Raw genomic sequence first — 22,505 nt, 5'->3', positions numbered from 1 at the left:
GGACTGCTAGCGTGTTTTACGACAGGCGAAAATAGAAAACCCCGGCCGAAAACGACCGGGGTTTTGGTCCAGAGATCTTGCCCCTGCGCTATTTCCTGGCGAGGAGATCGCGAATTTCGGTGAGGAGCGCAACATCGGCCGGCGGCGCGGCAGGGGTGGCGGGCTTTTCAGCTTCTAGCCGCCTGCGCAGATTATTGACCGCCTTGACCATCAAGAAGATGATGAAGGCGAGAATGATGAAGTTCAGCACCACGGTGATAAAGCTGCCATAAGCGAAAACGGCGCCCTGTTTCTTGGCATCCGCCAGCGACGTGGCATTGACGGCAGAGGACAGCGCGAAGAAGTAATTGTTGAAGTCCAGTCCGCCCAAAATTGCGCCCACGATCGGCATGATGATGTCGTTGACCAGCGAATCGACGATTCTGCCGAAGGCAGCGCCGATGATGACGCCGACGGCCAGGTCCATCACGTTGCCCCTGGAAATGAACTCCTGGAATTCTTTCAGCATTCCACCCTCCTTGTCATGACGGGGCCGTGCTGCCGCTCTACCGCGCCTTTCGGCACCGGCCCACAGGCAAGATAGCAAAAACCTGCGGTTGCAGCATGGGCAAATGACCGGTTTCCACCGGCCAAATTCCCGAAGCCGCAACCATGCTGCGCCGAAAGCCGCGATGGACTTGATCGCCAAGCTGTGATTGCGTCTCAGCCAGGCCGGATGCAAAACCGGTAAGGGAGGATTATCAAGCCGTGCAGGGCTGGTTCATCGTCATCATCGCGATAGCCTATGTGACGTTGCTGTTCGTCATCGCCAGCCTCGGCGACCGGCGCTCGGCGGCATCCGGGCCTGGCCAGGCCCGCCCCTTCATCTATGCGCTCAGCCTGGCGATCTACTGCACATCCTGGACCTTCTTCGGTTCGGTCGGCCTTTCCTCCGAGCGCGGCCTCGAGTTCCTCGGCATCTATACCGGACCGGTGCTGGTATTCGTGTTCGGCTTTCCGCTGCTTCATCGCATCGTCAGGCTGGCCAAGACCGAGAAGATCACCTCGATCGCCGACTTCCTCGGTGCCCGCTACGGCAAGAGCTTTACCGTTGCGGCGATCGCCACGCTGATCGCGACGATCGGCGCGGTGCCCTATATGGCGCTGCAGTTGAAGGCGATTTCCGGCTCGGTCAGCCTGATGGTCGAGCATTATACCGGCTCGCCACCCTCCTTCGATCCTTTCGTCAGTGACATCTCGCTGGTCGTTGCCATGCTGCTTGCGCTGTTTGCAGTGCTGTTCGGCACGCGCCACGCCGACGCCACCGAGCACCAGGACGGGCTGGTGCTGGCGGTGGCGGTCGAAACCGTGGTCAAGCTGGCCGCCTTCCTGGCGATCGGCCTGCTGGTGATCTTCCTGATCTTCGGCGGCCCAGGCGATATGGTCGACAAGCTCGCGGAGAATCCGCAAGTTCAGCAAGCGATGGGCTACAGGACGTCGCTCGCAACCTGGCTGGTGCTGACGTGTTTGAGCGGTTTCGCCATCATCATGCTGCCGCGCCAGTTCTACGTCACCATCGTCGAAAACCGCAGCGAGGCCGAGCTGCGCACCGCGACATGGGTGTTTCCGCTCTATCTGGTGGCGATCAACCTTTTTGTGCTGCCGATCGCGCTCGCCGGCCTGGCGCTGGTCGGCACCAGGACCAGCAGCGACCTCTACGTCTTGTCGCTGCCGCTGCTCAGCGGCCACGATTTGCTGGCGATGGCGGCCTTCATCGGCGGCCTGTCCGCGGCGACCGCAATGGTGATTGTCGAAAGCGTCGCGCTGTCGATCATGATCTCCAACGACCTCGTCATTCCGCTGTTCGTGCGCCGCCTGCTCAGGACCACGACTTCCGAGAACGAGGACTGGTCGGCGCTCATCCTCAACGTGCGGCGGGCGGCGATCTTCATCATGCTGTTCATCGCCTTCCTCTACTATCGCGAGAGCACCGACAGCGCGCGGCTCTCCTCGATCGGCCTGATGTCCTTCGCCGCGATCGCGCAGTTCGCGCCGGCATTGATCGGCGGTTTGATCTGGCGCGGCGCCAACGGCAGGGGTGCTGCACTCGGCATGGTCGCCGGCATCGTCGTCTGGGGCTACACGCTGCTGCTTCCGTCGCTCGTCGCCTCCGATACCGGCATCGTCGTGCACGGCCTATTCGGTTTCGAAGCGTTGCGGCCGCAGGCACTGTTCGGCACCGTCGCCGAGCCGCTGAACCATGGCGTCTTGTGGAGCCTGTCGATCAACACCCTGTTCTTCGTGCTCGGCTCGCTGTCGCGCGCGTCGGTGCCGCTGGAACGCATCCAGGCGTCGATCTTCGTGCCGCGCGAGGCGAGCCCGATGCCCAGCCTGCGCCGCTTCCGCACCACCGTCACCGTCAATGGCCTCAAGGACACGATCGCGCGTTATCTTGGCGTCGAACGTACCGAGCGGTCCTTTCAGACGTTCGAAGAGAGCAGTGGCGTTTCGTTGCACGGCAACGAGCAGGCCAGCATGGACGTCATCCGCTTCTCCGAGCAGCTTCTGGCGAGTGCCGTCGGCTCCTCCTCGGCGCGGCTGATCCTGTCGCTGCTGCTGCGCCGCAACGACCGCGAATCCAAGGATGCCTTCCGCCTGCTCGACGACGCCACCGAGGCGCTGCAGCACAATCGTGACCTGTTGCAGATCGCGCTCGACCAGATGGAACAGGGCATTACCGTCTTCGACAGGGATTTCCGGCTGATCTGCTGGAACCGCCAGTATCGGGCGCTGTTCGACCTGCCCGACGAGATGGGCCAGGTCGGCGTCTCGCTCGATCGCATCCTGCGCTACCTTGCCGAGCGCGGCGACATTCCGGCCGACCAGAGGGTGGCGATGCTCAACCGCCTCACCAGTTTCGTCAGCCCCTGGCAGATGGAGCTGAAGACCAGCGGCCGCATCCTGGAGTTGCGTTCCAATCCGATGCCGGACGGCGGCATCGTCGCCACCTATGCCGACATCTCCGGACGCGTCGAGCAGGATCTGGCGCTCAAGCGCGCCAATGAATCGCTGGAACAGCGCGTCAAGGACCGCACCGTCGAACTGACCCGCGTCAACGAGGAGCTGGCACAGGCGCAGATGCTGGCCGAGGAGGCCAATCTCGGCAAGACGCGCTTCCTTGCTGCCGCCGGCCACGACATCCTGCAGCCCCTGAACGCCGCCCGCCTCTATTGCTCGTCGCTGATCGAAAAGGCCGGCAAGGGGCGGGCCGGCAAGGCGGCGATCAACATCGAATCCTCGCTGGAATCGGTCGAGACCATTCTCGGCGCGGTGCTCGATATCTCGCGCCTCGATGCCGGCGCGATGAAACCGGACGACACCGTCTTCAGCTTGGACGAGCTGCTGCGACAGATCGGCAACGACTTCCAGCCGCTTGCCGCCGAGAGGAAGCTCGGCCTGACGATCGTGCCGTCGTCGCTCAGCGTGATGACGGATCGCAATCTCCTACGCCGCCTGATCCAGAACCTCGTATCCAACGCCGTCAAATACACGCGCCGCGGCCACGTCCTGGTCGGGGTGCGGCGGCGCGGCGAACTGGTCGAGATACAGGTGATCGATACCGGCATCGGCATTGCCGGCGACAAGCTGAACACGGTCTTCCGCGAATTCACCCGGCTCGACGAGGGTGCGCGCGAGGCCGAAGGCCTCGGCCTCGGCCTCTCGATCGTCGACCGCATCGCTCGCGTCTTGCGCCTCGAAATCCGGATCTTTTCGAACCCGGGCAAAGGCACGCGCTTTTCCGTCATCCTGCCGGTCGCGGCAGCGCAGGAGCCACGCCGCGAGATCGTGGCGAAAGCGTCGGTCCGCACCGCAGCTTCGCTTGCCGGGCTCCGCGTGCTCTGCATCGACAACGACGCCCGCATCCTCGACGGCATGCGGCTGCTGCTCGAAGGCTGGGGCTGCAGCGTCGACACATTTTCCGGCTCTGAGGATCTCGGGAGATCCGTCATGCATCGCCCCGACATCGTGCTTGCCGACTACCATCTCGACGGCGAGACCGGTCTCGAAATGATCGCTAAACTGCGCGCGATCCACGGCCAGGACATGCCGGCCGTTCTGGTCACTGCCGACCGATCGAGCGAGGTGCGCGCCACCGCCGCCAGGCTCGACGTGCCGGTGATCAACAAGCCGCTCAAACCGGCGGTGCTGCGCTCGATGATGGCCAGGGTAAGGCCACTGGCGTCGGCGGCCGAGTAACGATCACAACATTTTGTTGACCCCGGGTGCCGAGGTCAGATGGCTGCCGGCAGCGGGTCGCTGCCGATCTTGGACAGCAGGATCACCGCCTGGGTGCGGCTGTCGACGCCAAGCTTCTGCAAAATGGCTGAGACATGCGCCTTGATCGTCGCTTCGGAGACACCGAGTTCGTAGGCGATCTGCTTGTTGAGCAGCCCTTCGGCCAGCATGCCGAGCACGCGCGTCTGCTGCGGCGTCAGCGTTTGCAGCCGCTTGATCAGATCGGAGATCTCGGGATCGCGCTCGACGCCGAGATCGATGCCGGTGGGCGCAGCGATGTCGCCGGCAAGCACCGACTGCACAGCGCTGCGGATCTCCTCCATGCTGGCCGATTTGGAGATGAAACCCGAAGCGCCGAGATCGAGCGCGCGCCGGATGGTCACCGGGTCATCATGCGCCGATACCACCACCAGCGGCACCGTCGGATGGATGCCGCGCAGCGAGATCAGACCGGAAAGGCCGCTCGCGCCCGGCATCGACAGGTCGAGCAGCACCAGATCGACTTCCTCATTGGCCACGACCAGCGCCTTGGCGCTTTCGAAATCGCCGGCCTCGTGAATGCCGGCGACGTTGCCGATGCCGGCAAGCGCCTCTCTCAGCGCGCCGCGAAAAAGCGGATGGTCGTCGGCAATGACGAAAGTGTAGCCTGACGGCACATGGCCCTCCCCGAATCCCATTGATGATTGTCTGCTTCTTACGGGATCAGTCGACGATTATGCGGCGATATCAGCCATTTTCAAGCGGCAAGACTATGCGCCGGGTTTCTTCCGGTGACCGGTGCTCAGGTTTTTTGCGAATTGGGTTTGGCGCCATCTTCGCCGCTGTCCTTTTCCATGTCCTTGACGATACCCATGAAGCCGCGCAGGAAGCGCTCCATGTAGCTCATCGTCTTGTTGAAATCCTCTTCGCTGGGCAACGTCGACTCAAACCGGGCGGCCAGCGAGTTCTCGAGCTTGACGACGCGCTCGTCGAGCGCCTTCACCGAATTTTGCAGCCGGTCGACCTCGTCCTGGAAGGCGGCGCGTTCATCGGCCGCCATCTTGCAGACGAGCTGGCCGGCCCGCTCCTCGCAGATCGACATCGCACCGGTCTGCGTGTCCATGCGGACATAGCCGGTGGCCGATTTTTCCAGCCGGTAGCGGTTCGCTTCCTCGGAAAAGGCCGACGCCGCGACGAGCGAGACGAGCGCTGCGAGGATTAAGACGTGCTGCGGACGCATATTGTCCTCCATGGGCCAGTAGCGCAATTTATCGCATGTTTGCGCCGGAAATGGGGAAGAACTCTGGCGCACCCTTCCCCGCATGGTTGGTTCGGACTATAGCGCAATCATGTCTCAGATTATCTACAAGATAGTACCCGAACCGCTGTGGCGCGAGGCCGAAAGAAATGGCCGCTTCACCGGTGCGCCGATCGACGTCGCCGACGGCTTCATCCATTTTTCCACCGCCGGGCAGGCCAGGGAAACGGCTGCAAAACACTTCGTCGGACAGACCGGGCTGTTGCTGGTCGCGATCGATGGAGCCAAACTGGGTGATGCGCTGAAATACGAGGTTTCGCGCGGCGGCGCGCTGTTCCCGCATCTTTACGGCCCGCTCGACCTGAAGGCCGTCGTCTGGGTGCAACCGTTGCCGCTGGGCGCCGATGGCCTCCACCAATTCCCGGCGCTGGAGGCCGAATGAGCGTGCTTGACCGGCTCGGCCAGAGGCTCCTGTTCGCATTCGATCCGGAAGCCGCCCACGGCCTGTCGATCGCCGCACTGAAATGCGGGCTGCCGGTGGCCGGGCGACCGGTGCGCGACGATAGGCTGAAAGTCAGCATCTGCGGTATCGATTTCCCCAATCCGCTCGGCATGGCTGCCGGCTACGACAAGAACGCCGAGGTTCCCGATGCCCTGCTTGGCCTCGGCTTCGGCTTTGCCGAGGTCGGCACGATCACGCCGCTGCCGCAGGCCGGCAACCCGAAGCCGCGCATTTTCCGGCTGACATCGGACGAAGCGGTGATCAATCGGCTGGGCTTCAACAATGAGGGTCACGAAGCCGCCGAGAAACGGCTTGCCGCCCGCAAGGGCCGCGCCGGCATCGTCGGCGTCAATATCGGCGCCAACAAGGACAGCGCCGACCGCGTCGGTGACTATGAACGCGGCGTTATCAGGTTTGCGCCATACGCGACCTATCTGACGGTCAACATCTCCTCGCCGAACACGCCCGGCCTGCGCAACATGCAGGCGCGCCAGCAGCTCGGCGAGCTCTTGTCGCGCGTCATGGCCGCACGGGCGGCAGCGGCCGCGCAGCCGCCGGTCTTCCTCAAGATCGCGCCGGACCTGGTCGAGGCCGAGCTCGAGGATATCGCCGCCGAGGTCACCGACAAGGCAATAGACGGCGTCATCGTTTCCAACACGACGATTGCGCGGACTGGCCTGCGCAGCGCCGGCCTTGCCGGCGAGACCGGAGGGCTTTCGGGAAAACCGCTATTCGAGCGCTCGACCATCGTGCTGGCCAAGATGCGCAAACTGCTTGGCCCGGACCGCGCCATCATCGGCGTCGGCGGTGTCGATTCCAGTGAGACGGCGCTGGAAAAGATCCGCGCCGGCGCCGATCTCGTCCAGCTCTATACCGGCATGATCTATGCCGGGCCCGCACTGCCGGGCCGCATTCTTTCCGGAATGATCCGCTTCGTGGAAAAAGAGCGGCTCAAATCTGTCCGCGATCTGCGTGACCGCCGCCTCGACTTCTGGGCGTCGAAACAACTGTAAACTGCTCTAAAAAGCGTAGTGTCTCAGTTCGAGATGCATCCGCTCACGACCCATTTGCGCTCATTCGTTCAGGGTCAATTGCGACTGACGATCCGCTCGCAGGTGGCGCCGCCGATAGCAGGCAACAACCCAAAAAGAAGCAACTGGGCAGTTCCGCCGACACCAAAAATTGCGGAGAGAATGAACGCAACGAGCAGCCCCAGCGCCGCGCCTAAGACATATGGCAGGTAACTTCGCACAGTTTTCCCCAGAGCAATTGCTGCATCAAGCTGCTGGAAAGCGTAACAAAATCGACTGGACGTGCAAGCGATCTGCTGACGCCAGAGCCTGTGGAAAATAGGATCGCTTTCCACCCTGTGCCGAATGTGACCAGGACACTGCCTAAAACGCCGCCCGGATCCGCAAGCGCAAAATGGCAAGCAGGCTGAAGCCGCGCACCAGCAGGAAGACGTGCAGCGCCGCCCACAGGCCGTGATTGCCGAAGGCCGGCGCCAGGATGAGCAGGGCAGCGCTGAAGACGAGGAACGACAAGAGCATCATGTTGCGCATATCGCGCGACCAGGTCGCACCGATGAAGACCCCATCCATCTGAAACGCCAGCACGCCGCTGAGCGCGGTGAATGCCGCCCAAGGCAAATAGATGTCGGCAACGGCGCGAACATCTTGTGACGTCGTGATCAGGGCGATCAGATCGGTACCGCCCAGCAAAAGGACAAGCGTCGCCGTGGCCGCCAGCCCGAAGCCCCAGAACAGGGTCAGCCGCACCGCCTGCCGGAATTGCATGGCGGCACGCGCGCCGATGGCCCGCCCGGCGAGCTGTTCGGCTGCCGTGGCGAAACCGTCGAGGAAATAGCCGGCGATAAGGAAGAAGTTCATCAGCACCGCATTGGCGGCCAGTGTCACCGTCCCGAATTGTGCGCCCTGGCGGGTGAATAGCGCGAAGGCGGCGAGCAGCGAGAACGACCGGATCATGATGTCACGGTTGAGCGACGCCATGCGCAAGAATGCCGGCAGATCGAAGACGCGATGGCGCGGCAGCCGGGGTGCCGCCCAGAAACGCCTGATGACGATTGCCAGGCCGAGCAGCATGGCGACGAATTCACCGGTGACGGTCGCCCAGGCGACGCCGGCGACGCCCCAGCCGAGCTCCAGCCCCAGCAGGATGCAGAGCGCGATGTTGATGCCGTTCAGCACCAATTGCAGCATCAGTCCCAGCCCGCCCTCGCCGCGCCCCAGCACATAGCCGAGGATGGCGTAGTTGATCAGCGAGAACGGTGCCGCGAGCAGCCTGATGCGGATGTAGACGGCCATCGCTTCGCTGACGCGCGGCTCGGCATCTATGAACCATTGTCCGGCGGTGGCGAACAGTGGCGCAAGGGCGGCAAGCACGATGCCGGCGACGACCGCGATCAGCACGGCACGCCAGAACACCGCCTGTTCCTCCAGTTCGTCGCCACGGCCGAGGGCCTGGGCGACGAGGCCCGTGGTGCCGGAGCGCAGGAAATTGAAGGAGGTGAAGACGACGTCGAAGACCAGGGCACCCGCCGCCAGGCCACCGAGAAGGGCAGCGTCGCCGAACTGGCCGATCACCGCGGTGTCGACGATGCCGAGCAGCGGCGTCGTCAGATAGGCCAGCGTCATCGGCACCGCGATGGCGAGCACCGAGCGGTTGGTGACGACAAAGGACCGTCTGTTGGCCGTTGCTGACACCTGATCCAGGACCCGACCCTCATTGCGGCTTGCTCGAATGGCCGATGTGCCCCAGTTTCCCAACGCCGCGCAATCTTTCATCGCGTCATGGTCAACCGAAACCCGCTTCTGGCGCACCGACCGCTCATGCCACTGCAGATCGTTCATCATCCCGATTACGACGCCAGTTTTGCCGTCAACCATCGCTTCCCGATGAGCAAATACCCATTGCTGATGGAAGCCCTGAGCGCGCGCGGACTTGCCGGGCCCGAGGCGCTCAGCATGCCTAGGCCGGCGCCGGCATCATGGCTGAAGCTTGCTCATGCCGCCTCGTATGTCGATCAGGTGCTGGCCTGCGAAGTGCCTGAAAAGATCGAGCGCGAGATCGGCTTTCCGGTGGGTCCGCGGGTCTCGCTCAGGGCGCAGCTCGCAACGGGCGGCACGGTGCTGGCGGCGCGGCTGGCGTTGCTGAACGGCATCGCCTGCAACACCGCCGGCGGCAGCCATCATGCGCGGCGCGCGCAAGGCGCCGGCTTCTGCACCTTCAACGATGTTGCCGTGGCTTCGCTGGTGCTGCTTGCCGAAGCTGCCGCCCGCAACATCCTGATCGTCGATCTCGACGTCCATCAGGGCGACGGCACGGCGGACATTCTGGGCGATGAACGGCGCGTGTTCACCTTTTCCATGCATGGCGACCGTAACTATCCGGCGCGCAAGATCGCTTCCGACCTCGACGTCGCCCTGCCCGACGGCACCGGCGATGCGGCCTATCTCGAAAGGTTGGGCGGCATTCTGCCGGAACTCACCGCCAGGGCGCCCTGGGACATCGTTTTCTACAATGCCGGGGTCGACGTCCATGCCGATGACCGGCTTGGCAGGTTATCGCTGTCGAACGAGGGGCTGCGCGCCCGTGACGACATGGTGATCCGTCATTTCCGCGCGCTCCGCATCCCGGTCTGCGGCGTTATCGGCGGCGGCTATTCGACTGACGTGGCGGCGCTTGCCGCGCGCCATGCCATCCTGTTCGAAGTGGCATCAGGCTTCGCGTGAGGCCTGACCGATTGAGCATGATCCTTGCCGAACCGCAGGTTCGGGGCCATACCTATTTCCGGTAGTTGGCGATCCTGAGCAGGAGGAAGGCCGGAATGACGATCGCCGCGCCCAGCAGGATGTAGCCGAGGAAACGGTCAATGGCGCGGAAGCCCAGATTCCAGAGATCGACGAAGAAATTCCGGATGCCGTAGAGCACATCCACCGGCGACCAGCCGAAAGCGTTCATGACAAGGCCGACGAGGAACGATACCACCAGCAGCTTCAGAAGCACCCGGAGCGGCGTATCGCCGAGAAAGCGCGTCAGTGCGGACAAGGCGTGTCTCCAGATTCGGTTAACCCGATTCGGGTACAGGTTCAGAAATACGCACTTGCCGCGCTGGCATCAAGGTGGTCGCTGAATCCAGTTGCTCCGCACGGCGGTTTGCGGATTGTCTGCTCGCCGACCTTGACACTTATGTTGCAGCGCAGCAAAATTGGAGGACAGAGGGTAATCCGTTGATATTGATCTGCCAGACTCATCGCCCGACTATGGACGGACTGCGCCGTCTCGCCGTGACCTGCGAACACAGGGCTTCTTGAATGAAGTACAGGCGCGATATCGATGGCCTTAGGGCTGTTGCGGTGCTGCCGGTTGTACTCTTCCATTTCGGAATCTCGGCAATTCCAGGCGGCTTTACCGGCGTCGATATCTTCTTCGTCATATCCGGCTACCTGATCACCGGAAGTCTTCTGGACGACCTTGAACGCGGCCAATTTTCGATCGTCAGCTTCTACTGGCGCCGTGCCCGGCGCATTCTGCCGGCTCTGATCTTTGTCACGCTTCTCACCTGTATTGCGGCATTGTTCATTCTTCTGCCGTCAGATCTGCATGAATTCAGTCTCAGCGTCATAGCGGCCTCGACTTTCTGGTCGAACATCTATTTTTGGAAAACGTCAAATTACTTCTCCATCGATGCCGAGCTCCGACCGCTGCTGCATACGTGGTCGCTTTCGGTCGAGGAGCAGTACTATATCTTTGCCCCAATCCTGATGTTCCTGATCTATCGCTATTTTGCGAAGCGCTGGCTGACAGCACTCCTGCCGATCATTCTCGGCAGCTTCGTGCTGGCGGTGATGGCGACATGGCTGGCGCCAAGCGCGGGATTCTACCTGCTGCCGACACGGGTCTGGGAACTCATGCTGGGCGCTGTGCTCATGCTGAAACGGCCCCCGCCGTTGAGCAATCGATTTCTTATGGAACTGGTAGGGCTGGCCGGATTTGGCCTTCTCGCCATCGGGTTCTTCGCGATTTCGGAGAGCGACCCGTTCCCGGGCTACAACGCTTTGTATCCGTGCCTCGGAACGGCACTCCTCATCTATGTCGGCCAAAACAGCCCCTCGACGATCGCTAGCCGCATACTCGAAGTCCGACCGCTGGTCTGGATCGGTCTCATCTCGTATTCGCTGTATCTTGTTCACTGGCCGATCAATGCGTTCGCGCACTATCTTTCATTGCAAAAACTCGACCCGTCGATGACCGTTGCGATGACGGTTGCAAGCTTCGCATTGGCTGCATTCTCCTGGAAGTATATCGAGCAGCCGTTTCGGCAGAAAAGGAGCTTCACCGCCCCGATGCCCATCTTCGCCTTTTCAGCCGGCGCGATCGCTCTTCTTTGCGTTGGCGGGGCGACCGGGGCGCTCGGCAACGGTTTTCCGCAACGGTTTCCGGACTATGCCCAACAGCGGACCCCTGTCGGGGACTGGCTCAAGGGCACCTGTTTCAACGAGGGCTCCAGCCGGATCGAAAGCTGGAACATCAAGGACTGCACACGCACTCGCGGCTTCCCTACAACCGTTTTGTTGTGGGGCGACTCGTTTGCCGCCCACTATGTTTCGGGCCTGGAGGCCAACATAAATCAGCTTCAGGCCAACGTCGTCGAATACACATACGCAGGCTGTCCACCAATCCTCTCTTACTTCTCCTATGCACGCCCGGATTGCATGCGGTTCAATCAGCAGGCCCTGAAAGTCATCCAGGACGCCGGCATCAAGACGGTTGTACTCAGCGGCCGGTGGACCGACTATGAGGCCAGGAGTTTCGACGGTCTCCAGCAAACGATCGATACGCTTCATGGCCTGGGTGTGCGCGTGTTTGTCATCGGCCAGTCTCCGCAGTTCATAACCGACGTTCGGAAAATCGCATTCTTCGCAAAGCGCGGAAATCTCAGTGATACGTCCTGGCCGATGGCCATGGATCCCGACATCAACAACCGCGTGCGCTCATTTACCAAAGGCGCCACCTTCATCGATCCGCTCGAATTCCTCTGTAGCGCAGGACGCTGCTCCTACGCCGACGCAGGCCAGTTTCTCTATTTCGACTATGGCCATTTCTCCTCGATAGGGGCCACGCGGGCCATTGCGAAATACTGGCCGGTGTTTGCGGTAGACGATGCCCTTGCCACGACGAAGTAGCGGCGGGCGGCGGGCAAAGCTCGAATGCGCGCTTAACGATTGCCCGAACGCCGGATTGCGTGGTAACGAGGCTGCTGCGCGGGTATGATGTAATGGTAGCTTGTCAGCTTCCCAAGCTGAACGCGCGGGTTCGATTCCCGCTACCCGCTCCAGCCGTCAGCCCACCTCTCTCTCAACCCACCTCCCTCAAGATAAAGTCGTGCAGCATCTTGGCTGCCGGCGACAGCACGCGATTCTTCACGGTGATCAGGCTGTAGGGCCTGACCTCGATGTCGAACTCGGTCTGGACGACGTCGATGGCGCCGGCCAGCCCCTCGGGATTCTGGATGAATTTCGCCACCTGAATCGACACCGGCGCGATGGCGTCCGACTGCGCGACCATGACCAGGGTCAGAAGCAGCGAACTGGTGTTGAGGATGCGGTCCGGCAGCGCGATGTTGCGGTTCAGGAAATTGCTTTCCATCGCTTGGCGCAGTGGCGAGCCGCCCGACTGGAAAACCCAGTCGTAGGCAGCGGTCTCCTCCAGCCGCACCGCCTTGCCCTTGGCGAGCGGGTGGCCGCGGCGCACGATCAGGCAGGCTTTTTCAACACCGATGACGCGGGCCTCGAACAGCCGTGGATTGAGGTCGTCGGGGATGCGCGCGATGATGAAATCGTGACGCGTGGCGATCAGCTCGCGCGCCAGCACATTGGAGGTCTCGACCTGCATGGTGATCTCGATACGCGGATAGATGCGCCGGATTTCGCGGATCGCCGGCACGGCGAGCTCGATCGCAGGGGCCGTCACCGCGCCCAGGAACACCGAGCCGCCCTTGCCCGCCTTGAGCTCGGATATCTCGCGGTCGACCTCACGCATCTCGAGCAGGATCGAGCGCGCGCGCCTCGCCAATGCCTTGCCATAGGGCGTCAGCGTGATGCCGCGCGGTAGCCTTTCGCACAGCTTGACGTCGAGCACTGCCTCCATCTCGGCGATCATCCGTGAGGCGGCGGGCTGCGAAATGTTCATGACCTGGGCTGCCGCGCTGACCCGGCCATGGTCGTCAAGGGCTGCGATCATGCGCATGTGGCGCAGGCTGAGGCCGCTGCGCAGCAGGATCTCTCCGTCGCCGGGGGGTTCTTCGTAACCGGCTGAAAGTCCATCAGGATTCCGCAGCGCCGCCATCGTCTTTTTCTGTCCCGCTCGTGGCCACCGGCAATCCGGCCAGGTCTTCGTCGGCTTTCAATATATCAGTTTCGGTATAGCAACCATCAAAGATCGCATTTGACAGTTATGGCAAAGAGCCACACCCTTTGCGCGTCCTGAAGCTTGACCGTCGCCAGCGAGAAAAATCGCATCGACTGGAACCAGAGTCTCAGGGCCGATTGGGAGGATACCGGAGATCGATATGACGGCAGAGGCGCGTTTGGCGCTCCTGCACGATCGCGCGGCCCACGAAACCCAGGGTGCGCGTCCATCAAACAGGGAGAGTTAATGTGAAGATCATCAAGACACTGGCCGCCGTCGCGGCCCTTGGCATCGCGGCCATGACGGTCCCGGCGCAGGCAGGCGAAGGCCTCGTCGGCGTGCTGATGCCCACAAAGACCTCGCAGCGCTGGATCAACGACGGCGACGCCGTCAAGTCCCAGCTCGAGGCTCTGGGCTACACTGTCGACCTGCAATATGCGCAGGACGATATCCCCAATCAGCTCAGCCAGCTGGAAAACGAAATCACCAAAGGCCCGAAGGCGCTGATCATCGCCTCAATCGACGGCACCACGATGTCGGACGCGCTGCAGAAGGCGGCTGACGCCGGCGTCGTCGTCGTCGCCTATGACCGCCTGATCAAGAAGACCGCGAATGTCGACTACTACACCACCTTCGACAATTTCGGCGTCGGCGTCATACAGGCCAAATCGCTGCTCAAGGGCCTCGGCTATCCCGAAAACAAGGGTCCGTTCAACGTCGAGCTGTTCGGCGGTTCGCCGGACGACAACAACGCCTTCTTCTTCTACAACGGCGCCATGTCGGTGCTGCAGCCGCTGATCGACGACAAGACCCTCGTCGTGAAGTCCGGCCAGATGGGCATGGACAAGGTCGGCACGCTGCGCTGGCTGGCAGCGACCGCCCAGGCCCGCATGGACAATCTGCTCTCCGCCAACTACTCGGATGGCAGCCGCGTCGATGGCGTGCTCTCGCCGTATGACGGCCTGTCGCGCGGCATCATCGCCTCGCTGCGCGCCGTTGGTTACGGCACGGCCGACCAGCCCTGGCCAATCGTCACCGGCCAGGACGCCGAGACCGCTTCGGTCAAGGCGATCATCGCCGGCGAGCAGTACTCGACCGTGTTCAAGGATACCCGCGAACTCGCCAAGGCGACGGTCGAGCTCGTCGACAAGGTGCTCTCGGGCGGCAAGCCGGAAGGCCTCGACACCACGACCTACAACAACGACGTCAAGGTCGTCCCCTCGATCCTGCTGACGCCGCATGAGGTCGACAAGTCGAACTACCAGGCCCTCGTGGTCGACTCCGGCTACATCAAGGCCGAAGAGCTGAAGTAACCGCAGTTGCAAAGTCTGGGGTCCTGCGCAACGCAGGGCCCCTTTTCGTTAACCAGCGAGGCCGGTATGTTTGCCGATCTCGGAGGAGCTTAATTCCTGATGACCTCGACGATTTTGGAGATGCGTGACATCACCAAGACGTTTCCCGGCGTCAAGGCGCTGTCGAATGTCAACCTCAGCGTTGAGGAAGGCGAGATCCATGCCGTGGTCGGCGAGAACGGCGCCGGCAAATCGACGCTGATGAAGGTGCTTTCGGGCGTGTACCCATCCGGCACCTATGACGGCGAAATCATCTATCGCGGCGATGAGTGCCATTTCAAAGGCATCCACGACAGCGAGCGCCGCGGCATCGTCATCATCCACCAAGAACTCGCGCTGGTGCCGATGCTGTCGATCGCCGAAAACATCTTTCTCGGCAACGAGCAGGCCAGATTCGGCATCATCGACTGGAACGCCAACGAGACGCGCACCGGCGCTCTGCTCAAGAAGGTAGGCCTCAAGGAAGACCCAAAGACGCTGATTACCAATATCGGCGTCGGCAAGCAGCAGCTGGTCGAGATCGCCAAGGCGCTCAGCAAGGAAGTGAAGCTGCTCATTCTCGACGAGCCGACGGCATCGCTCAGCGAAAAGGACAGCCAGGCGCTGCTCGATCTGCTCCTCGAATTCAAGCGGCAAGGCATCACCTCGATCCTGATCTCGCACAAGCTCAACGAGATCAATCGGGTCGCCGACAAGGTCACGATCATCCGCGACGGGCGCACCATCGAGACGCTGCCCAAGAAAGACATCTCGGAAGACCGCATCATCACCTCGATGGTCGGCCGTTCGCTGGACGACCGGTTCCCGCCGCGAGAGCCAGAGATTGGCGAGACCGTGCTCGAGGTGAAGAACTGGTCGGTCTATCACCCGATCCATGCCGAGCGGCAGGTGATCAAGGGCATCGATATCAACGTCCGCAGGGGCGAGGTGGTGGGTATCGCCGGGCTGATGGGTGCTGGACGTACCGAATTCGCGATGAGCCTGTTCGGCCGCTCCTATGGCCGCCGCATCACGGGCGAAGTGCTGCTCAAGGGCAAGCCCATCGATGTCTCCTCTGTCAGCAAGGCGGTGGAACATGGCATTGCTTACGTCACCGAGGATCGCAAGACCTACGGTCTCAACCTAATCGATCATATCAAGCACAACATCACGCTGGCCAATCTTCCCGGCGTGTCGCGCCATAGCGTGATCGACGATATGCGCGAGCTTGCGGTAGCCAACGACTACAAGGCCAAGACCAACATCCGCTCGTCCAGCGTCTATCAGATGACCGGCAACCTGTCGGGCGGCAATCAACAGAAGGTGGTGCTGTCGAAGTGGCTGTTCGCCAATCCGGAAGTGCTGATCCTCGACGAGCCGACGCGCGGCATCGACGTTGGCGCCAAGTATGAAATCTATACGATCATCGCGCGTCTCGCCTCGGAGGGTAAGGCGATCATCGTCATCTCGTCGGAAATGCCCGAACTGCTCGGCATCACCGACCGCATCTATGTCATGAACGAAGGGCGTATCGTCGGCGAAATGGCGGCGAGCGATGCCAGCCAGGAAAAGATCATGCGCGCCATCGTTCGCGGAGAAGGAAAAGCATCATGAGCACCGAAAGCGCTCCCGTGCCGAAAAGCGGCGTCGCCGAAGATGTGCAGCAGGGGCCGCGCGTTGCCGTCTCGGCGCTGGTCACCAACCTGCGCGAATACGGCCTGATCCTGGCGCTGATCCTCATCATGGTGTTCTTCCAGTTCACGACGTCCGGAACGCTGTTCAAACCGGTGAACCTGAGTAACCTGGTGCAGCAGAACAGCTTCATCATCGTGATGGCGCTGGGCATGCTGCTGGTGATCGTCTCCGGCCATATCGATCTCAGCGTCGGCTCCGTCGCCGGTTTCATCGGCGCGCTGGCAGCGATGATGATGGTCATCTGGCCTCTCGGCCCTTTCAGCAATCCGCTGGTGGTGTCGATCATCTGCCTGATCGTCGGTGGCGCAATCGGCGCGGCACAAGGCTACTGGATTGCCTATCACCGAATACCAAGCTTCATCGTCACCCTGGCGGGGATGCTGATCTTCCGCGGCATCTGCCAGGCGCTGCTGGGTGGCGGGTCTTCCGTGGGGCCGCTTCCGGTCGGCTTCAAGGCGCTAAGTTCCGGCTTCATTCCGGACGTGATCGGCTCGTTGACGCTGATCCCGCCGGTCGTGAACGCCGCTGGCAAGACCATCGTCGGCAGCGGGCTGACGCTGCACATGACGACGATCGTGATCGGCCTCGTCGCTGTGCTCGCCTATGCCTATCTCGGGCTCAGGGCGCGGCGCAGCCGAGAGCGGCATGGCTATGAAGCCGAACCCTTCCCGCTGTTTGTCGTCAAGACCCTGGTGATCAGCGCCCTGACGCTGTTCCTGGTCTACCAATTCGCCACCTACAGAGGTCTGCCAATCGTTCTCGTGGTGATGGGCGTGCTGATCGCGCTGTTCGTCTTCGTCACCAAACGCATGACGGTCGGCCGTCGTATCTACGCAATGGGCGGCAATGCCAAGGCGGCGCAGCTATCGGGTATCAAGACCGAGCGGCTGACCCTGATGGTGTTCATCAATATGGGCGTGCTCTCGGCGCTCGGCGGGCTGATCATTGCGGCGCGCCTTGGCCAGGCGGTGCCGGCGGCGGGCCTCGGCAGCGAGCTCGACGTGATCGCCGCCGTGTTCATCGGCGGCGCTTCGGCGATGGGCGGCGTCGGCCAGGTTATTGGCGCGGTGGTCGGCGGCTTCATCATGGGCGTGATGAACAACGGCATGTCGATCATGGGCGTCAATGTCGATTGGCAACAGGTGGTGAAAGGCCTGGTGCTGCTCGGCGCCGTGGTCTTCGACGTCTACAACAAGAACAAGGCTTGAGCCGGGAGAAACCTGGCCGGACGAGGGAACCATACGGGTCACATCGCGGCTGCCGGCAAGAGGCCGGTGCGAAGAAGTCTCCTGAGAGACCAGGCCAGCGAGCGCAATCCGGACGAAGAATTTCACCCGTGGCACGGATTGGTCCCGAGCCGCGCAGGTCCGGGTTTGCCAGATGGGCGGCCGGGCCAAGACAATAGAGAGGGCACATCATGCTGATTTCCCAGATCCTCGACGACGCGGAGACCATCCGCGTTGTTGCCCGCAACGGCGGCAAGACCAGGATCATCAACGGCGCCCGCAGCGTCTATTCGCTGGCGATGGAGGCCGCGCGCACCGGCACCGGGCTCGCCGCCCTCATCGAGCGCAAGGGGTTCGGTGAAGCGGTCGACCTCGATGCCGCCTACAAGAAGGGACGGCTGTTGTCGCCGATCAACCATCCGGATCCGGCGCATCTTCATCTCACCGGCACCGGGCTGACGCATCTCGGCTCCGCCGCGACCCGCGATGCCATGCACAAGAAGCTCAGCACCGGCGGCGAAGAGCAGCTCACCGATTCCATGAAGATGTTCCGCATGGGGTTGGAGGGCGGCAAGCCGACCAACGGCCAGACGGGCGTGCAGCCGGAATGGTTCTACAAGGGCAACGGCACCATGGCGGTGGCGCCCGGTGCGGCACTTCTGTCGCCCGCCTTCGCCCAGGATGCCGGCGAGGAGCCGGAAATCGCCGGCATTTATGTCATCGGCGACGACGGTGCCCCGTTCCGCGTCGGCTTCACGCTGTCAAACGAGTTTTCCGACCACGTCACTGAGCGTGTGAACTATCTTTTCCTCGCGCATTCCAAGCTGCGCAACGCCTCGTTCGGGCCGGAGATCCTGATCGGCGACCTGCCGTCCGACATCAGGGGTTCCTCACGCATTGTCCGCGACGGCAAGCTGCTGTGGGAAAAGCCGTTCCTGTCAGGCGAGGCGAACATGTCGCACACCATCGCCAATCTCGAACATCACCACTTCAAATATTCGGCTTTCCGCCAGCCGGGCGACGTTCATGTGCACATGTTCGGCACCGCGACGCTGTCCTTCGCCGACGGCGTCAGGACCGAGGCCGGCGACGTGTTCGAGATCGAGGCCAAGGATTTTGGCCTGCCGCTGCGCAACCCGCTTGAAATCGAGCAGCCGGTGAAGGTGTCGGTGAAGGCGCTGTAGCGGGATCTCCCCCCTTGAGGGGGAGATGTCGCCGAAGGCGACAGAGGGGGTCGTCTCGCGTAGAGCGCCAGCCCCCTGCGTCTGCGATAAAGAGCCGAGCCCGGCCGGACCGACCCCCTCTGGCCTGCCGGCCATCTCCCCCTCAAGGGGGGAGATTGGCAGTTCCTACCTCAGTAAATATCGAAGTCGAAATATTTGGCCTGGATCTTCTTGTAGGTGCCGTCGGCGACGATTGCATCGATCGCGGCGTTGAGCTTTTCGCGCAGCGCATTGTCTTCCTGGCGCACGGCGATGCCCGCTTCCGTCTCAGTGCCCTTGACGTCGCCGACCATCTTGCAGCAGCCGTCGCTCGACTTCTTCATCCAGTCCATCAGCACGAACTTGTCTGAAAGGACGGCATCGAGGCGGCCGTTCATCAGGTCGGTAACCGCCTCCTCCTGGGTCGGATAGAGCTTCGCCTCGGCACCGGCCTTGCCATAGACATCCTGGGCATAGTCGGCCTGGGTGGTCGAAGCCTGGGCGCCGACCGTCTTGCCGGCGAGTGCGGCGGGTTCGGTCGAGGCAATATCGCTGTCTTTCAAGGCCACCAGCGAAAGCGGCGTCGTATAGTATTTGTTGGTGAAGGAGACCTGCTTCTTGCGCTCTTCGGTGATGCTCATGGACGCGACGATGGCGTCGAACTTTCTGGCCTGGAGCGCCGGAATCATGCCGTCCCAGTCCTGCGTGACAAGTTCGCATTCGACCTTCATCTGAGCGCAAAGCGCCTCGGCGATGTCGATATCGAAGCCGACGAGCTTGCCATCCGCGGTGATGGTGTTGAACGGCGGATAGGCGCCTTCGGTGGCGATCTTCAATTTTTCCTGTGCTTGCGCCGAAAAGGACCCGGCTGATATCACCAACATGGCGGCTGTTGCTGCCGATGCGATCCATCTTGAAATCTGCATTTTTTTGTTCCCTTGGTTCAGAGCCACCCTGACGGCTGGGCACAGCCAAGCACGTCGCGCAGGGTTCAGGCAAGCGCGGTCTGATCGTGATGGGCGATCAGCGCGCGGCGCGGAAATGCTTGGACAGTTTCAGGCCCTGTGCCTGATAGTTCGAGCCGAGATCTGTGCCGTAGAGCGCCTGCGGCCGCTTCAGCATGTGCTCGTAGACCAGCCGTCCGACGATCTGACCGTGGTCGAGGATGAACGGCACTTCGTGGCTGCGCACTTCGAGCACCGCCCTGCTGCCGGTGCCGCCGGCCGCCGAATGGCCAAAGCCCGGATCGAAGAAACCGGCATAGTGGACACGGAATTCGCCGACCAGCGGATCGAAGGGCGTCATCTCGGCGGCGTAGAGCGGCGGCACATGCACCGCCTCCTGGCTGACGAGGATATAGAATTCGTCCGGATCGAGCACCAATTCGCCGGCACCGCTCTTGTAGAGCGGCTCCCAGAAGTCGACAACATCCTGTGCGGCGCGCTTGTCGACATCGACCAGGCCGGTGTGGTGCTTGCCGCGGTAACCGACCAGGCCATCCTTATCGCCATCGAGATCGATCGACAGCGCGATGCCGCCGCCGGAAATGTTCGGTGGCTCGGTGGCGACGAGCGTCTCGGCGCGGTGCAAGTCGTTGAGCTCGCTTTCAGACAAAAGCGCATTGCCGGTGCGGAACCTGATCTGCGACAGCCGCGAGCCGGTGCGGACGACGATCGGAAAGGTGCGCGGGCTGACTTCCAGATAGAGCGGGCCGTTGTAACCGGCAGCGATCTTGTCGAACTCGTGGCCGCGATCGGTCATCACGCGGGTGAAAATGTCGAGCCGTCCGGTCGAGCTCTTCGGGTTGGCCGAGGCCGAAATGTTTGCCGGAAGCGCCAGGCTCTCCAGCAGCGGCACGATATAGACGCAGCCCGTCTCCAGCACCGCGCCGTCGGCGAGATTGATTTCGTGCAGCTTCAGGCGGTCGAGTTTTTCAGCGACCCTGTGGTTCGGGCCGGGCAGGAAGGAGGCGCGCACCCGCCAGGCCTTGTCGCCAAGCCTGAGGTCGAGACTGGCCGGCTGGATCTGGTCGGCATCGAGCGCGCGTAGCGACGTCAGCGCGCCCGACTGGAACAGCGCCGAAATATTCTGATCGGGAAGAATGCCTGTCTGCCGCAAAGTCTGGCTCCGCTCGAAGGCCGGGCAACGTATCGTTTTGCCGCAGGTTCTTGCCGCGGAACCTGCTGGTACAAACCTCTTAATCATGCCGGCAATTGACGCAAGCGCGGCGCGGGTCTAAAGGGTCGTTATCCCGTGGTGATTTGGCCGGTCGGCTTGCAGCCACGTTAAACAAGTCGCTAAAGGACCGTCGGGCCGCAAGGCCGTATGGACCGGTTGCGACTTTCGCGACCGGTTTTTTTGTGTCTGGAACAAAAGTGATGACAAGCAAGAAGCGCAACTGGAAACCTCAGACAACACTCGTGCATAGCGGGACCTTGCGTTCCGGCTTCGGCGAGACCTCCGAGGCGATGTACCTCACCCAGGGCTATGTCTACGACACCGCGCAGGCGGCGGAAGCGCGCTTCAAGGGCGAGGAACCGGGCTTCATCTATTCGCGCTATGCCAACCCGACGGTCGACATGTTCGAGAAGCGCATGTGCGCACTGGAAGGTGCCGAAGATGCACGCGCCACAGCATCCGGCATGGCGGCGGTCACCGCAGCACTTTTGTGCAGCGCCAAGGCCGGCGATCATATCGTGGCGGCGCGCGCGCTGTTTGGCTCCTGCCGCTGGGTGGTCGAGACGCTGGCGCCGAAATACGGCATCGAGGCGACGCTGGTCGACGGCACCGAAATCGCCAATTGGGAAAAGGCGGTCAGGCCGAACACCAAGCTGTTCTTTCTTGAAAGCCCAACCAATCCGACGCTGGAAGTCGTCGACATCGCAGCCGTTGCCTCGCTTGCCAATTCGATCGGCGCGCGGCTGATCGTCGACAATGTCTTTGCCACGCCGTTGCAGCAGAAGCCCTTGCAGCTCGGCGCCCATATCATCGTCTATTCGGCGACCAAGCACATCGACGGCCAGGGCCGCTGCCTCGGCGGCGTCATCCTGTCGGACAAGAAGTGGATCGATGAGAACCTGCACGACTATTTCCGCCACACCGGTCCGAGCCTGTCGCCCTTCAACGCCTGGACGCTGCTGAAGGGCCTGGAGACGCTGCCGCTGCGCGTGCGCCAGCAGACGGAAAGTGCCGGCCGGATCGCAGATTTCCTTGCCGAGCGATCAGGGATTGCCCGTGTCATCTATCCGGGCCGCGCCGACCACCCGCAGGCGGCGATCGTCAAAAAGCAGATGTCGGGCGGCTCGACGCTGATCTGCCTCGACGTCAAGGGCGGCAAGCAGGCGGCCTTCGCCTTCCAGAACGCGCTCGATATCGTGCTGATCTCCAACAATCTCGGCGACGCCAAGAGCCTGATCACTCACCCGGCGACGACGACGCACAAGAATCTGAGCGACGAGGCGCGCGCCGAACTCGGCATCGGGCCAGGCACGCTCAGGCTGTCTGTCGGCCTGGAGGACGCCGACGACCTGCTCGAAGACATCGAGCAGGCATTGAAAGCCGCCAGATAGGGATACGCACTGGAGCGGCTTTGCTCGCATCGTCAAA

At 62.2% G+C, this 22,505-nt stretch carries 20 protein-coding genes, 1 tRNA gene and 1 riboswitch; of the genes, 11 read left to right on the top strand and 10 right to left on the bottom strand.

What is annotated here, in order from left to right:
- Positions 1 to 88: 88 nt before the first annotated feature.
- Positions 89 to 508 (bottom strand): large conductance mechanosensitive channel protein MscL, encoded by a 420-nt coding sequence (gene mscL, locus CIT25_RS26615; protein ID WP_095488029.1) that lies wholly within the window; start codon positions 506 to 508, stop codon positions 89 to 91.
- A gap of 239 nt (positions 509 to 747) precedes the next feature.
- Here mscL and CIT25_RS26610 point away from each other — a divergent pair, with 239 nt between their 5' ends.
- Positions 748 to 4,236: a PAS domain-containing hybrid sensor histidine kinase/response regulator gene (locus CIT25_RS26610; protein ID WP_095488027.1), complete on the top strand. Its 3,489-nt coding sequence runs from the start codon at positions 748 to 750 to the stop codon at positions 4,234 to 4,236.
- A 35-nt stretch (positions 4,237 to 4,271) separates the two neighbouring features.
- On the opposite strand, the gene CIT25_RS26605 is transcribed toward CIT25_RS26610, so the two are convergent.
- Both CIT25_RS26605 and CIT25_RS26600 read right to left on the bottom strand, forming a co-directional pair.
- A complete protein-coding gene (locus CIT25_RS26605; protein ID WP_095488092.1) occupies positions 4,272 to 4,931 on the bottom strand; it encodes a response regulator transcription factor in 660 nt (219 codons plus the stop codon).
- Positions 4,932 to 5,056: 125 nt separating this feature from the next.
- On the bottom strand, positions 5,057 to 5,494 hold the full coding sequence (locus tag CIT25_RS26600; RefSeq protein ID WP_095488090.1) for a hypothetical protein: 438 nt from the start codon (positions 5,492 to 5,494) through the stop codon (positions 5,057 to 5,059).
- A gap of 109 nt (positions 5,495 to 5,603) precedes the next feature.
- Here CIT25_RS26600 and CIT25_RS26595 point away from each other — a divergent pair, with 109 nt between their 5' ends.
- Positions 5,604 to 5,954 carry a DUF952 domain-containing protein gene (locus tag CIT25_RS26595; RefSeq protein WP_164758999.1) on the top strand — a complete coding sequence of 117 codons (351 nt, stop codon included), beginning with the start codon at positions 5,604 to 5,606 and terminating at the stop codon, positions 5,952 to 5,954.
- Positions 5,951 to 7,027, top strand: a complete 1,077-nt coding sequence (locus tag CIT25_RS26590) for a quinone-dependent dihydroorotate dehydrogenase (protein WP_095488023.1) — start codon at positions 5,951 to 5,953, stop codon at positions 7,025 to 7,027. Before CIT25_RS26595 ends, CIT25_RS26590 begins: the two co-directional genes overlap by 4 nt.
- 74 nt (positions 7,028 to 7,101) lie before the next feature.
- On the opposite strand, the gene CIT25_RS26585 is transcribed toward CIT25_RS26590, so the two are convergent.
- Positions 7,102 to 7,380 (bottom strand): hypothetical protein, encoded by a 279-nt coding sequence (locus tag CIT25_RS26585; protein ID WP_095488021.1) that lies wholly within the window; start codon positions 7,378 to 7,380, stop codon positions 7,102 to 7,104.
- 28 nt (positions 7,381 to 7,408) lie between these two features.
- Entirely contained in the window at positions 7,409 to 8,668 is a 1,260-nt protein-coding gene (locus CIT25_RS26580) for an MATE family efflux transporter (protein WP_425351759.1), read from the bottom strand.
- A 195-nt stretch (positions 8,669 to 8,863) separates the two neighbouring features.
- On the opposite strand from CIT25_RS26580, the gene CIT25_RS26575 reads away from it, so the two are divergent.
- On the top strand, positions 8,864 to 9,766 hold the full coding sequence (locus tag CIT25_RS26575; RefSeq protein ID WP_095488086.1) for a histone deacetylase family protein: 903 nt from the start codon (positions 8,864 to 8,866) through the stop codon (positions 9,764 to 9,766).
- 52 nt (positions 9,767 to 9,818) lie between these two features.
- Here the strand turns inward: CIT25_RS26575 and CIT25_RS26570 are convergent, their stop codons facing one another.
- Positions 9,819 to 10,082, bottom strand: coding sequence for a DUF6460 domain-containing protein (locus CIT25_RS26570; RefSeq protein WP_095488019.1), 264 nt, complete (start codon positions 10,080 to 10,082; stop codon positions 9,819 to 9,821).
- 41 nt (positions 10,083 to 10,123) lie between these two features.
- Complete coding sequence (locus tag CIT25_RS37675; RefSeq protein ID WP_245329995.1) at positions 10,124 to 10,522, bottom strand: hypothetical protein; 399 nt, start codon at positions 10,520 to 10,522, stop codon at positions 10,124 to 10,126.
- Here CIT25_RS37675 and CIT25_RS26565 point away from each other — a divergent pair.
- Positions 10,421 to 12,220 (top strand): acyltransferase family protein, encoded by a 1,800-nt coding sequence (locus CIT25_RS26565; RefSeq protein WP_245329994.1) that lies wholly within the window; start codon positions 10,421 to 10,423, stop codon positions 12,218 to 12,220. The genes CIT25_RS37675 and CIT25_RS26565 overlap by 102 nt on opposite strands.
- Positions 12,221 to 12,298: 78 nt before the next feature.
- Positions 12,299 to 12,372, top strand: a tRNA-Gly gene (locus tag CIT25_RS26560).
- A 20-nt stretch (positions 12,373 to 12,392) separates the two neighbouring features.
- On the opposite strand, the gene CIT25_RS26555 is transcribed toward CIT25_RS26560, so the two are convergent.
- A complete protein-coding gene (locus CIT25_RS26555; RefSeq protein ID WP_095488015.1) occupies positions 12,393 to 13,382 on the bottom strand; it encodes a LysR family transcriptional regulator in 990 nt (329 codons plus the stop codon).
- A gap of 311 nt (positions 13,383 to 13,693) precedes the next feature.
- Here CIT25_RS26555 and chvE point away from each other — a divergent pair, with 311 nt between their 5' ends.
- The 4 genes from chvE (at position 13,694) to araD1 (ending at position 18,881) form a co-directional block, all read left to right on the top strand.
- The gene (gene chvE / locus CIT25_RS26550) at positions 13,694 to 14,758 is read left to right on the top strand and encodes a multiple monosaccharide ABC transporter substrate-binding protein (protein ID WP_095488013.1); all 1,065 of its coding nucleotides are present in this window, start codon (positions 13,694 to 13,696) and stop codon (positions 14,756 to 14,758) included.
- A gap of 99 nt (positions 14,759 to 14,857) precedes the next feature.
- The gene (gene mmsA, locus CIT25_RS26545) at positions 14,858 to 16,390 is read left to right on the top strand and encodes a multiple monosaccharide ABC transporter ATP-binding protein (protein WP_095488011.1); all 1,533 of its coding nucleotides are present in this window, start codon (positions 14,858 to 14,860) and stop codon (positions 16,388 to 16,390) included.
- A complete protein-coding gene (gene mmsB, locus CIT25_RS26540; protein ID WP_095488009.1) occupies positions 16,387 to 17,679 on the top strand; it encodes a multiple monosaccharide ABC transporter permease in 1,293 nt (430 codons plus the stop codon). Before mmsA ends, mmsB begins: the two co-directional genes overlap by 4 nt.
- 209 nt (positions 17,680 to 17,888) lie before the next feature.
- Entirely contained in the window at positions 17,889 to 18,881 is a 993-nt protein-coding gene (araD1, locus tag CIT25_RS26535) for an AraD1 family protein (protein WP_095488007.1), read from the top strand.
- A 170-nt stretch (positions 18,882 to 19,051) separates the two neighbouring features.
- On the opposite strand, the gene CIT25_RS26530 is transcribed toward araD1, so the two are convergent.
- Entirely contained in the window at positions 19,052 to 19,825 is a 774-nt protein-coding gene (locus CIT25_RS26530) for an ABC transporter substrate-binding protein (protein ID WP_095488005.1), read from the bottom strand.
- Between the two features lie 97 nt (positions 19,826 to 19,922).
- Complete coding sequence (locus CIT25_RS26525; protein WP_095488003.1) at positions 19,923 to 21,017, bottom strand: 2'-deoxycytidine 5'-triphosphate deaminase; 1,095 nt, start codon at positions 21,015 to 21,017, stop codon at positions 19,923 to 19,925.
- A gap of 125 nt (positions 21,018 to 21,142) precedes the next feature.
- Positions 21,143 to 21,220: riboswitch (SAM riboswitch) on the top strand.
- Between the two features lie 57 nt (positions 21,221 to 21,277).
- Here CIT25_RS26525 and CIT25_RS26520 point away from each other — a divergent pair.
- Positions 21,278 to 22,468, top strand: a complete 1,191-nt coding sequence (locus tag CIT25_RS26520) for an O-succinylhomoserine sulfhydrylase (protein ID WP_095488001.1) — start codon at positions 21,278 to 21,280, stop codon at positions 22,466 to 22,468.
- The last annotated feature ends 37 nt before the right edge of the window (positions 22,469 to 22,505 follow it).

Source organism: Mesorhizobium mediterraneum (assembly GCF_002284565.1).
GTDB classification, from domain to species: Bacteria; Pseudomonadota; Alphaproteobacteria; order Rhizobiales; family Rhizobiaceae; genus Mesorhizobium; species Mesorhizobium mediterraneum.
Note: the sequence above shows the minus strand (reverse complement) of the source record. Positions and strands in the feature narration are given on the sequence as shown.

Excerpts from the sequence above, each read along its gene's own strand:
- mscL (WP_095488029.1), bottom strand. The coding sequence starts at position 508 with ATGCTGAAAGAATTCCAGGAGTTCATTTCCAGGGGCAACGTGATGGAC.
- CIT25_RS26600 (WP_095488090.1), bottom strand. The coding sequence starts at position 5,494 with ATGCGTCCGCAGCACGTCTTAATCCTCGCAGCGCTCGTCTCGCTCGTC.
- CIT25_RS26595 (WP_164758999.1), top strand. The coding sequence starts at position 5,604 with ATGTCTCAGATTATCTACAAGATAGTACCCGAACCGCTGTGGCGCGAG.
- CIT25_RS26590 (WP_095488023.1), top strand. The coding sequence starts at position 5,951 with ATGAGCGTGCTTGACCGGCTCGGCCAGAGGCTCCTGTTCGCATTCGAT.
- CIT25_RS26580 (WP_425351759.1), bottom strand. The coding sequence starts at position 8,668 with ATGACGCTGGCCTATCTGACGACGCCGCTGCTCGGCATCGTCGACACC.
- CIT25_RS26575 (WP_095488086.1), top strand. The coding sequence starts at position 8,864 with ATGCCACTGCAGATCGTTCATCATCCCGATTACGACGCCAGTTTTGCC.
- CIT25_RS26555 (WP_095488015.1), bottom strand. The coding sequence starts at position 13,382 with ATGGCGGCGCTGCGGAATCCTGATGGACTTTCAGCCGGTTACGAAGAA.
- mmsA (WP_095488011.1), top strand. The coding sequence starts at position 14,858 with ATGACCTCGACGATTTTGGAGATGCGTGACATCACCAAGACGTTTCCC.
- mmsB (WP_095488009.1), top strand. The coding sequence starts at position 16,387 with ATGAGCACCGAAAGCGCTCCCGTGCCGAAAAGCGGCGTCGCCGAAGAT.
- araD1 (WP_095488007.1), top strand. The coding sequence starts at position 17,889 with ATGCTGATTTCCCAGATCCTCGACGACGCGGAGACCATCCGCGTTGTT.
- CIT25_RS26530 (WP_095488005.1), bottom strand. The coding sequence starts at position 19,825 with ATGCAGATTTCAAGATGGATCGCATCGGCAGCAACAGCCGCCATGTTG.
- CIT25_RS26520 (WP_095488001.1), top strand. The coding sequence starts at position 21,278 with ATGACAAGCAAGAAGCGCAACTGGAAACCTCAGACAACACTCGTGCAT.